Consider the following 12,040-nt stretch of genomic DNA (forward strand, 5'->3'; position numbering starts at 1 on the left):
TATAAAACCTTAAAGCACCAAGTACAGAGAACAAAGCATTTTTTTCTCAAGTACGGTAGGGCATACCGAAACTATCTCTGAAATGGGATGAACGACTGGGGAGACTCACCCCTCTGGAGTAGGTTAGGAAACTAGCTTGCTGTAAGGGTTGTCAATGAATCAGTAATCCAAAGCCGTGAGGCTTGGAGAATCCCCTTTCTTTAGAAATGGGGAGTATGTCAATCAGTTCGTTAGAAACTTGTAGCACTTCCCCAACAGAACCGGAACGTTCCATAATTTTTAAAACCATTTCTTCAGACTTGCGAAGATTTCGCAGTCGCGCCTGAGTATCGACTAATTGATCAGAAACATCTTCTGCGGTAATCATGCGATTTTCAACCGTTCCGAGTTGAGTTAAAGCATCAAGGGTAGATTCAAGTTTGTTTTGAGGAACCCGCAACTCTAGAAAAGCAGTCTGACGGCTGGAACCGCTTTGGGATTGACGATCTTCAAATCTAAGGATGTCGCCCTGTTGTCGTTGAACCAGAACCGTTACCGATGGCATAATCTCATCTAAAGATTGTACAACCAGAGTGAGCTGGGCGCGTTTGATCAGTTGGGGCTGTTTTTGAGGAACAGCGTCAGGAGGAGGGGAAGAGGGCGGAGAGATCGCAGGGGGCGCAGGAGCGATATCTGCGATTTGAGGAGCGACTTCTAACTGAGGGGAACTCCCAGACTCGCCCGAAAAGTTTTGAGGGGCGGAAGCGCAACTGGAAAGAGAGATAATTGATAGCAACGCCCAGAAAAAACGAGTTCTGCTGTAATGGTGATTCATATAACGATTTTTAACTAACGCGATCAAGCTTCAATGCCAACCCCATTGACTCCGGATGATCCAAAGTTGAATTTAACCCTAGTGATATTTGCTCAAGCGTTTCATCCTCTACTCGGTGTTTTCTCCAATACAGATTGTAAAAATAGAGGACAGCTTTCCCGAGTCAGGTTAAAATTTAGGTATTCTTCCGGAGTTGGTAGAATGCTATAACAATCAGCTTTACGAGAAATTGCCGAGAGTCGTCGGGAATCAACAAGCAAAAACGACACACAATTACAATTTTAGGGGGATGACGATGAAAAAAATACTGGTGATTGAAGATGATCAACCGATTAGAATCAGTATACTGGAACTGTTAACGATTGAAAAGTTTGAAGGGATAGGGGCGGAAGATGGAAATGAAGGTTTACAGCTCGCTAAAGAGCTTCAGCCGGATTTAATCATCTGTGATATTATGATGCCTGATCTCGATGGTTATAGCGTTTTATATGAATTACAACAAGATTCAGCGACAGCAAATATTCCCTTCATTTTTATAACGGCTAAAACTGAACGTCAGGATCAACGTATCGGAATGGAATTAGGAGCGGATGATTATATTACAAAACCCTTTACCACCAGCGAACTGCTTGAAGGCGTTAAAACCAGACTCAAAAAGCAGGAACATTATTTATCACAATATAATCAAGAACTAGCTTATTCTCAAAAACTAAAGGAAAAAATTCAAGCTTTAGAAGAAATAAGTCATTCTAAAGAAGAACTGCTCACCCAACTCTCTGAAGATTTACGCGCTCCGCTTTCGACGATTCAAATGGCGGTTAAACTGCTGAACATGACGCCATCTTCTCAAGTCGATCCCCTAAAACTGAAAGAAAGACAAAAACGTTATCTAAAAATTTTACAAGAGGAATGTAATCGAGAACTGGAAATTTTGAAACAAATTTGCAACATTAAACCGGAACAAACAACTTCAGAAACCAAACCTCTGCGTTGGGGTTAAAAGGTATAGGGAGATGGGGAGATGGTTACTTTGAAGGGCGGGTTTATATTAGTTATCGCTTAGATACATAAATCAATGGGGAACCCGCCCCTACAAGACTGTTAACTGTCTCCCTAAATCATTAAGTTTTATCGATTCAAAGCTGACCAAACCTCTAATTTGGATTCGACTCGACGAATCACCTCATCTGTAAAGTCACTCATCATCATCTGACCCCCTAAATCGGGAGTGGCTTTACCCTCGTGTAGCGTTTCAAACACACTCTCATAGATAGCCCGAGAAGCCCGTTCCGCCTCGGGAGTTCCTACATAAACCAACAACGCCGCCCCCGCCAAAATCATCGCCATCGGATTGGCAATATTTTTCCCAAACAAAGCCGGAGCGGTACCATGTGGGGCTTCCGCCATCACGGTTGTCACTTGAGTTGCTGTTTGATCAAACCCCAAGACGATACTCTCTGAACCTGCTATACTGCCATACATTTGCAGTACCATATCAGAAAGCAAGTCTCCATCGCGGTTCAATGCTGGAATCACCAACGCCTCCCCACTGGTTTGTAAGAGTAAGGCAAAAGTGGCATCAATCAACAACGGTTGATAAGCAACATCGGGATAACGTTGAGACGCCGCATCCAATTCTTCCTTAAACATCCCCTCATACAGGGGACTAACGGTAAATTTGGGGCCACCAAACACCTTCGCACCGACACGACGGGCGTATTGGAAGGTAAATTCAGCCACCGCCCGACAGGTGAGACGAGAAATTTTTGAAGTGCGGAAGGCGATTTCATCTCCATTTTCCCCAGACTCCCGCCACTCTTTGGCCCCGTAAGCGTCATCAACCGCCATACGGACAATGGCAATCGGTGCATAGACTCCGCCAATGGGGCGAATACTGGGAATTCGTCGGCCAATGCGTAAAATCACTTTCGCCTGCAATGCCGAGCGTAAAATGGCGTTAGGACTGCCGACATCGCCGGGAATTTCCGGGGTAATCGTAGCCGCTTTCAGGGCCAGTCGGCTTTCAGAAGCAGTAAGGGCTGCTTGATGAACGACTTGATTGTTAGTGGCTCGGCGATTTTCTAAACTCAGATCAAAATCAAGAAAGTTCAAGGGCTGGCGAATCACGGAGGGGTTGAGGACGCGCAAGGCTTCAGCGAGTAATTCTTCTCCGGTTTGATCGCCGTGCATGACGACGAGATTGGGGATATGTTCGCTCATCAGCACAGGAATTGACTTAGGATCGTACTTAAGATATCACTAAAGTTATGCAAATTGCTAGTCTGCTCAAGAAATTTGAAGATTACATTCAATTCCCGATTGAAGTCGTTGATCGCGTTCATCTATTTTCTAGAATTTTTGTTGTATGCTGAACAAACTGGCTTTTCCTCTGATTGGCATTAGCATTCTCATGGTGCTTATCTTTGCCGTACTTTCCTGGAAAACTTCTAATCCGGTTGATCATTTAACAATTGCGACCGGGGCAAGGAATGGCGAATATTATGCTTTTTCTCAAGCCTTTTCCGAGGTGTTCTCTAAACACCAACCCCGAATTAAAATTAATGTGATTGAAACGGATGGCTCCAGCAATAATCTAGACTTACTACAAAGTAAAAAAGCGGATTTAGCTCTGGTTCAAAGTGATCTCTCGATTCCACCGGATACTCAAGCGGTTGCTTTTTTATTTCCGGAAATGTTTCATTTGATCGCGACTGAACAATCAAAAATAAACCTGGTTAGTGATCTCAAAGGAAAACGGATTGCTTTGATGCCAAAAGGAAGCGGTTCTTATAATTTATTTTGGGTATTGAGTCAGCATTATGGATTAAATCCTGGAGATTTTGAAACGATTTCTGTTCCTCCTGATCAAGCCTATACTTTACTCAATCAGGGAAAAGTTGATGCTTTATTTCGGGTGATTGCATTGGGAAATGTCGGAATTAATCAACTGCTGAGTTCAGGAAAAAACCGTTTGATTCCCATAGAACAAGCTGCTGCACTACAACTGTTTCAACCCGCTTTAGAAGCCAGTGAAATTCCCAGGGGAACTTATAATGGTTCGATTCCTATTCCGGCTAAAAATTTACCGATTGTTGCTCTGAGATCGGTTTTAATTGCCCATAAAGATGTCAATAAAGATGTGATTTATGAAATGACCCGAATTTTATTTGAATCTCGCAATGAATTAATGGCTAAAACACCGCAAGCCGCGATGATTCATCAACCGGAATCTTTAAAAGATTTCTGGTTTTCTTTTCATCCTGGAGCGAAAGCTTACTATTACCAAGACGAACCTTCATTTTTAGAAAAATATGCTGAACCGATGGGGTTTGTGCTTTCAGCTTCTGTGTTGGGAATTTCTACGCTTTGGCAATTTAGACTTTGGTTTAAAGGACGACAAAAAAATCGAGCAGATTTCTATAATTTAGAACTTCTGAGCTTAATTGATCAAATTAACTCGACTCAAACCCTTGAAGAATTAAAAAGTCTTCGTCGGCAATTATTTACAATCTTTAAAGAAGTGATTGTTGATTTGGATAAAGATCGAATTTCCTCAGAATCTTTTCAATCTTTTACGTTTACTTGGGAAGTGGCGATCGCTTCCATTCGTCATCAAGAAAATATACTGCGATCTTCTGATAATCAAAACCTCCTTAAATCACCATTAAGTTAAAATAGTTGACTCATAAATCAGCTCTAACTAAAACACAATCGCCATCTTTTTTAGCTTGTTTGAGTGCTTTATTTGCCAGTTCAATTAAAGTTATAGCTTCTCGAATAGGAGTCGGTAAGGTACTGGTAACGCCTAAACTGATGGTCACATAATAATTCATCGGAAAACCTTGATGGGGAATCTGTAATAATTTCACCCGAGTCCGAATGGCTTCCGCCACTTTAACCCCACCTTCTAGATGAGTATTCGGTAAAAGAATGGCAAATTTTTGCTGATCATAACGAGCGACCAAATCCCCAGGTCGTTTAGCGGTTTCGAGCAGAACAGCCGCCACCAACTGCAAGCAGGAATCTCCGGCGGCATCTCCATAGGTTTGATTGTAATGTTCTAAACCATCAATTTCACAGAGAATTAAAGAAATAGAGGATGACTCCCGTTGTAATCGTTTCCACTCAATTTCGAGCATCTCATCAAAGTAGCGATTATTAGAAATTTGAGTGAGATCATCTTTAATTTTTTGTTGTTTTAACTGGTCTTGAAGCGCGTGAAATTGTGCAGATAATTGAGCTTGTTGAATGGCAATGGCGACTTGAGTTGCAATTTGAGTAAAAAAATCTAATTCTGAGGGTTGCCAATATCGATGACTACATTGATGAACCACAAGCATTCCCCAAAGTTGAGGTTGACCCGGTTGTTCTAAGTGACAATTGTGGATTAAAATCGGCACAATCAGTTCAGATACAATTCCAAGCTGCAACTGTTGGGTATGAATTGACGAATCAATTTCTGAAGGATTACAAACTTTTCCTTGCTGAAGTTGGTGTAAAATTTTATCGGAGTTCCAGGAACTATACAGAATGTTTTTCAGGCTAATGATTTGAGGACTAGATAGAGCTTCGGAAAGCAGGGTTTCTAGATTTACGATGGGCCGATGATAGATTAAAACCCGATCAGCCCGGATAATTTTTTGAATATCAGTTGCACTTTTATCGAGAATTTCTTTGAGACTTGCTCCTCTATAAATTGCCTCAGAAATTTTGCCCAGTGCAGACTCACGCTCTTGGAGCAGATAGCATTGAGTTTCCCATGAATCATATTTATTCATACTCCAGATGTGATCAAATAACAAATGATTGGATTTGGCTATTGATTGACCTGTTGATCAGGCGGATTTTAGCTTTTAGTTCTAGTTTAACCTCGTTTACAGATTTGTAACTCATTTTGGGGGGGTCGGATACCCTTCTCAACAAAAATCTGTAACAAACCTGAAAATTGGTCTGCACAACTGAGGCTTTAATTGGCTGCTGCAAAAACGCGATCGCGTCCGTTTGTTTTGGCTTGGTAGAGGGCTTGATCGGCTCGCAAAATTAAGGTTTCTGGCCTAAAAGGTGACTCAGGAATCAGGCAGGCGACCCCAACGCTAATCGTGATATAGGGTTCAACTGGACAGTTTTTATGGGGAATTTGCAGCGATCGCACTTCAGCACAAATTGTTTCGGCGACTAAAATAGCACCTTCCTTATCCGTTTTTGGTAAAATGATCGCAAATTCTTCCCCTCCATAACGGGCGACTAAATCTCCTGATCGCTTCACGGTTTTTCGCAATGCCTCAGCAACCTGTTGTAAGCTATTATCTCCGGCTAAATGACCATAGGTATCGTTGTAGCGTTTAAAATAATCAACATCACAAAGAATCAGCGATAAAGGAGCCGCTTCTCGCTGTAGGCGATTCCATTCTTTGTGTAATGTTTCCTCAAAGAAACGATGATTTGCAACTCGAGTTAAACCATCGGTCATTGCCATTTTTTCGAGTTCTTGATTCGCGGTTTTGAGTTGCTCATAAAGTTCCGCTTGTTGAATCGCAACGGCTATCGGTGTCGCCAATTGTTCAAGCAAGAGAATTTCCCATTTTTCCCAACGACGAGTTTGATTGAGCTGATAAGCAATTAACACACCCCATAAGTGATTTTTATGGCATGAACCCGTTGACGAATCTTGAGTAATAATCGGGATAATTAACTCAGAAGTTATCCCAAATAAAAGCCAAAAAATTTGGATATTTGCTTCGAGATTAGCTTGATTAATATCATCAATACTACTAATGATTCCTTGTTCTAGCAATGATAAATATTTTTGAGGAATTAAAACATCATTCGGTAAATTTTGAAAAATCTTTGCTAAATTGGCAGTAAAAGAATTAGCAACAATATTTCCTTGCTGCTCAGAAATAATGTGATAAAATAATACTCCATCAGCTTTCAAGAGTTGTCTAACTTCAGCAACCGTCGTTTGTAGAATTTTTTCTAGACTTAAAGATTGACGAATCCGTTGAGTCATCCCGCTCAAAATTCGATTTTGTTCTAGCTGATGATGAAGTTGCAGTTCGAGTTGTTTGCGTTTCGTTATATCTCGCCCAATCCAAAGCAATTCTTGACGTTCAAAGGGATTTCGACTAAAGATAGAACAGGAAAAAGAGATAATAATCTCTCGTCCGGTTTGGGTTTTACAGTCAACTTCAAAACTATCAGAATGAGTGGTTTCTAGGATAAAATCTGATAAATCAACAGAATTTTTAGAACGTTGCTTAGAAAAAACATGAAGGATCGATTGATTAATTAATTCATCTTCACGATACTCTAATATATTTTGAGTCGCTTGATTAACTTTAGTAATAATTCCTGATGAGTTTGTAATTAACAACATATCATTCATCGAGTGAATGATTTTATTCGTATAATGGTTCGCTTGTTCGAGTCGGGAGACTGAGAGTTCATATTCTTTGTAAATCTGGCTGTATTTTTGCTCTCTGATCATCCATTCAGTCTTGTCATCAAATAAAATAATAATTTCTCCATCTAAATAGGTAAACTCTTCATTTTTGAAAAGATAAACATCAAAATATACTGGAGAAGTCGTTTCTAAATTTCTGGCAATTCCTTTTAACTCAAAGTGACTAATTTTTTCTTCCAAAAGTTGGTCAAAAATATCTTCAAGTCCCATTAACTCCGGAAAGCTCAGACTAATCTCGTTTCCATGTTTAACATTTGTAGGACAATCCGAAAATCGACCAACATTTAGAGAAAATTCGACAATAATACTGTCATTATTTATAGCAATATATTCATATTCTATCTGACGTGGAGCGAAAAAATTTTTGAGTAACTCATTCATGGGTTCATTTATCAAACTCTTTTCACTAAAAACTTAAAAAAAATAAATTCATACATTTTCTTTTTAGAATCAAAACTTAGAAATAAACTGATGAGATAACACCTGAAAGATTTCATCTACATAGGCTCCTGTTTTTGCCGAGGTTTGATAAGTTGATAAGATTCGATTTTTTTCATTTTTTTTTGAATCAAATGATCTCTGAACTAATCCCTCCAGGCTTTCAGGAGCAAGCAAATCAACTTTATTTAACGCAATCACAATCCACCCTTTTGGATTAACAGATAAAAATAAATCAATATGTTCAGGAATATGATCCAAAGTATCTGAACGAGTCACATCCCCCACTACGACCACACCACTCGCCCCTTGTAAATAACTCGGCGTAATTCCTTTAAACTTTGTATGACCTTCTAAATCCCAAATTAACAGTTGAATTGAATGCTCAGATTGAGTATCAGTTGCCATTAAATCCACTTGTTTTCGAGAAATTTTTACCCCGACTGTCGAGAGATACTGATCACTAAACTGACGATCTACAAACCGACGAATTAAACTTGTTTTTCCCACTCCAAAGTCACCTACTAAACAAATTTTTTTAGAAATTACAGACATGACTACTTACCCAGATCTTCTCGTGGTATTATCTCAAAAATGACAGCTCGACTCAACCATTCTGGGTGATTTTCCTCAACTCCAGGTGGAGGTTCATTTTTTCCGATTGCTGTCATCCGTCTGCGATCAATTCCATAACTTTCTAAAGCCGTTTGTACTGCTTGCGATCGCTTCAGCGCCAACTTAGGATTTCTTTTCAACTTTTCTGCTGAATGAGTATACCCCACAATCTTAACATCCAAATTTGGATATTGCTTCAAATATTGAGAGATCGGATAAATTTTAATAATCATATCTTCCGAGTGAAATTTGGGAGAATTCAGATTAAAATAAATTCGGGTTGCAATCGGTAAAGGTTCAACTTGTACCGTTGTCAAAACTGACTTAACCCCCTTAATTTTCTCGAAAGCTTGAGTCACTTTTTCCAGATCAATTTGCTGAAGTACGGTTCCTGCAATTTTAACTTGATCGGGTTCATACTGAGTTGAAATCGAGATCCCATTCATTTGATTCAAAGTCTCCGTCATCCGTTGAACTTCAGCTTCAACTAACACTGGATCAGCCGGAACCTCAACAGCTATAATATCATTCTCAACCGTAAAATTCGGTACAATTTGCTGCACAATAGCTGCTGCTTTCTCTCGTAATCGCTGATTCGGTAGTTTTCCATTCAAAATCACGGTATTACCCTGAGCATCTACCGCTAAACGATAAATTGCTAATTCAGGTTCAGAATCTAGAGCTTGAGTCACTTGAGTTTCCAGGCGATGAATCACATGATTGCGATATTGAACAATGGCTAAAGGAATCAAAACTGAACCCAAAATCACACAACTGAGAACTAATAAAGTTTTTGGAGATTTACCTTGCTGTTGCTTTGATCCCACTTCCATCAGCTTTTCTAACTCCGCTTTAATCTCAGGGGGAATGGTTTCTGGATCGCCATCAAACGTCTCAATAACAGTTCCATAGTTTTGAGTGATTTTAATCAGCGTTTTTCTAATTTTTTGGAGAAAATGCTTGCGAATTTCTCCTTTAAGAATCACCGCTAGATAACAATATCCAGCTACTTCAATCACAATTCTAGAATCCCCATATTCTATCTCATTAAGTTCTTGAATTTCATCCGCTTGTACAATACAATCATTGACAAAACTCCGAATCGCTGTCAGCATTCCGGCCAACATTTCCGATTCGAGTTGAGCCTCATTAGACTGCTGAACCTCTGAAATAATCAAACCTGAACCTTTATGAATCAAAAATACTGCTAGAACTGTACATTTTATGACTTCCTGTAAAATCAATTCAGCCTCAGAAACCCCCTGGACTCTCGCTCGAATTTTGCGGTTAATCCCCTCTACACTTAAAGCATTTGAAACCTTATCATTAATTTCTCGAATCGCTTCACCCAAATAGCGAGTAATCGTACTTCCAATCACAGGATAAAGCGCATCAACCATCGAATCTCGCTCTAAACTCACCTGTTCTTTAATCACTTTACCCATTGTTGGCGCCAAAGCATCCACAATTTCATCTCGATCTATCCGAATTTGTTCTCGAATCGCCGCCCCAATTTCTGGCCCAATTGCTAGGGCAATTTCTTGGGGAGAATTGCGAATTTGATGTTTAATCGCTTCGGGAATCAAATCGGCAATTGCTGCACTCATTTTTTCTCTATTATCCCTAGATTTAGCGATAATAATCTCATCAATAATTGGCTTCAAAGCCTGAATCACATCTTCTTTAGAATGATTAATTTTATGACTCAAAATATCCGCAATCCAGGGACGAATTAACTGCATCAGTTGTTCCGGTTCATAAATCTGATACTCTAAAGACTGTAACTGAGTAGAAATTTTTTCAAGTAACTGACGAACTTCCGGTAAATCAGACTCAAAAAGTTGCTGTTTTAATTGTTCAAAATCGGAGCGTGTCGAGCCAAAAATTAAATCTTGCAGTTGTTCCAATGAGTCATCAGAAGCAGACCCCCTAGACTCAACACTTAAACCCTGTAACTGTTCTAAAAAATCGAATGTTTCATCAGAAATAGATTCGCTCTTAGATTCACCCGTTGAGGTGATCTTCTCCTCTGTTTTTTCCGCTTCAATTGGAGCAACCGAATAACTGACATCAACCGCATCAGAGGGAACTTCTAACAAAGTTTGCAGAGAAATTAGATCAATCTCCTTCTCTGATGGCTTTGATTTAGGCTGATCTGTTTCTCTAAACGTTTGAGAATTGGCTTGAGTAAAGTTAACTTGATCAGAAGTAGATAAAGGTTCTGATTTTTGATTAATCTCCGACTTTTCTACGGTTTTTTCCGCAGGTTTAGTCGGAGAGGGATTAACAGCCTCAAATAAAACTTCAAAGCCTTTTGATTCAACAGATTTATCTGGTTTTGAGGAGCCTAACGGTTGATCTGACGAGAGGTTTTCTTTCGGTTGTTCAGACTCATTCGAGTGAGGTAAAATATCCGATTCTGGAGATGTTGAAACTTGACCCTGAGATCTTTGTAAATCAAGCAACAGTTCCAGTAAAGGCTCTAACGCTTTTACCTCTGAAGCCTTTGATTGATCAACCGGAGATGCACTGGAATCAAACGAAGAAGAATTAGGTTTTTTTCTTGAGACTGCCATCACGATATCCTAACGATTGATGTTATCCTTCAGGAAGTAAATAATCCTCATTCACTTCTTTTTCAGTCGCTCCCTTCAAAGCCGGGACAAACTCCGTTTTTTTCAGTCTCATTCCCACTTCAAACAAAATTTCAGCCATTTCACCCCGAGCGACTTTTGCTTCACTTAAATGAGCAAAACGACGTTCTAACTCCTCAAAAACTTGAGTTCTCAGCGTTTGAATTTCCTCATGCAGCTTATCTCTAGATTGAGAGATTTCTGACTTCATCGCCTTCGTTTGATTTTCTACATTGTCTCGAATCGCATCAATACTATGAGAAAACTTGCGATTTGTTCCCTCCAGTTGATGGCGAATATCAGCCGTTTCTTCCTGAGTGCTGAGAGTTAAAGTTTTAATTTTTTTCTCAACTACATCTACCGATATCTGAAGTTCACTCAACAACGCCATCCGCATTTGTTCAATCCGATCCTGAAGATTTTGTTGAATCAAAGACAGATTTGACTCCAATTGCTCAAAACGATTATTGTATTCTCGGGCTTGCCCTCCGAACAAAATATCACGAATTTGATCGATATTTCCCAGGCGTTCCCGCATTTCTTCTTTAGATATTTCAGCCATGAGTTTTTTGTCCCTGTAATTTGACAAAGGGTTTAAATTGAGTTGCTATCCAAATTAGCACACTCACCTGTTTAATCTTAGTTTAACTTGCACAGTCAGTCAGACTCTAATCAAATTTTATCAGTCTAAACCGTTTCAGAATCGGAATTTCCTCAACCTCAACATCGGTTTCCCTCAACACCCACAGTCAGTAGAGCGGTACAATAAAACCAGTCCTCTCTCAACCTCATGCCATCTATGACCAGTGCTACATCGGTAAAAACCGAATACGAAGTGATTATTGGACTAGAAACCCATTGTCAACTGAGTACAGAAACCAAAATCTTCTCAAGTTCTTCCACTGCCTTTGGTGCCGATCCCAACACCAATATTGATCCCATTTGCATGGGACTCCCCGGAGTTCTCCCTGTCCTCAACGAAAAAGTGTTAGAGTACGCGGTTAAAACACGAGTATCATAGGCGGATAATCCCAGTTCGGTTTCATAGCGATGACGTTTTTGGGCGGGAAGTTCAGG

The 12,040-nt window shown here is 39.9% G+C and carries 9 protein-coding genes and 1 pseudogene; 3 read left to right on the top strand and 7 right to left on the bottom strand.

Annotation, left to right across the window (positions count from 1 at the left end):
• Positions 1–151: 151 nt before the first annotated feature.
• A complete protein-coding gene (locus WN50_RS27035; RefSeq protein WP_082172575.1) occupies positions 152–814 on the bottom strand; it encodes a DUF4349 domain-containing protein in 663 nt (220 codons plus the stop codon).
• A gap of 295 nt (positions 815–1,109) precedes the next feature.
• Between WN50_RS27035 and WN50_RS27040 the strand changes: the two genes are divergently transcribed.
• Positions 1,110–1,814: an ATP-binding response regulator gene (locus WN50_RS27040; RefSeq protein WP_046278141.1), complete on the top strand. Its 705-nt coding sequence runs from the start codon at positions 1,110–1,112 to the stop codon at positions 1,812–1,814.
• A 128-nt stretch (positions 1,815–1,942) separates the two neighbouring features.
• Here WN50_RS27040 and WN50_RS27045 read toward each other — a convergent pair whose 3' ends face one another.
• Positions 1,943–3,034, bottom strand: a complete 1,092-nt coding sequence (locus WN50_RS27045; protein WP_046278140.1) for an isocitrate/isopropylmalate family dehydrogenase — start codon at positions 3,032–3,034, stop codon at positions 1,943–1,945.
• 145 nt (positions 3,035–3,179) lie between these two features.
• On the opposite strand from WN50_RS27045, the gene WN50_RS27050 reads away from it, so the two are divergent.
• Positions 3,180–4,487 (top strand): TAXI family TRAP transporter solute-binding subunit, encoded by a 1,308-nt coding sequence (locus WN50_RS27050; protein ID WP_046278139.1) that lies wholly within the window; start codon positions 3,180–3,182, stop codon positions 4,485–4,487.
• 10 nt (positions 4,488–4,497) lie between these two features.
• On the opposite strand, the gene WN50_RS27055 is transcribed toward WN50_RS27050, so the two are convergent.
• The 5 genes from WN50_RS27055 to WN50_RS27075 form a co-directional block, all read right to left on the bottom strand.
• Positions 4,498–5,592: a sensor domain-containing diguanylate cyclase gene (locus tag WN50_RS27055; protein ID WP_046278138.1), complete on the bottom strand. Its 1,095-nt coding sequence runs from the start codon at positions 5,590–5,592 to the stop codon at positions 4,498–4,500.
• Between the two features lie 188 nt (positions 5,593–5,780).
• Positions 5,781–7,658 (bottom strand): sensor domain-containing diguanylate cyclase, encoded by a 1,878-nt coding sequence (locus WN50_RS27060; protein WP_049561318.1) that lies wholly within the window; start codon positions 7,656–7,658, stop codon positions 5,781–5,783.
• 69 nt (positions 7,659–7,727) lie between these two features.
• On the bottom strand, positions 7,728–8,270 hold the full coding sequence (locus WN50_RS27065; protein WP_046278084.1) for a Rab family GTPase: 543 nt from the start codon (positions 8,268–8,270) through the stop codon (positions 7,728–7,730).
• 2 nt (positions 8,271–8,272) lie between these two features.
• Complete coding sequence (locus WN50_RS27070) at positions 8,273–10,906, bottom strand: BON domain-containing protein (protein ID WP_049561321.1); 2,634 nt, start codon at positions 10,904–10,906, stop codon at positions 8,273–8,275.
• Between the two features lie 22 nt (positions 10,907–10,928).
• A complete protein-coding gene (locus WN50_RS27075; protein ID WP_046278083.1) occupies positions 10,929–11,525 on the bottom strand; it encodes a hypothetical protein in 597 nt (198 codons plus the stop codon).
• 237 nt (positions 11,526–11,762) lie between these two features.
• Here WN50_RS27075 and WN50_RS27080 point away from each other — a divergent pair.
• Positions 11,763–11,969: pseudogene (locus WN50_RS27080) on the top strand (Asp-tRNA(Asn)/Glu-tRNA(Gln) amidotransferase subunit GatB); the annotation flags it as partial.
• Positions 11,970–12,040 lie beyond the last annotated feature (71 nt).

The organism is Limnoraphis robusta CS-951, assembly GCF_000972705.2.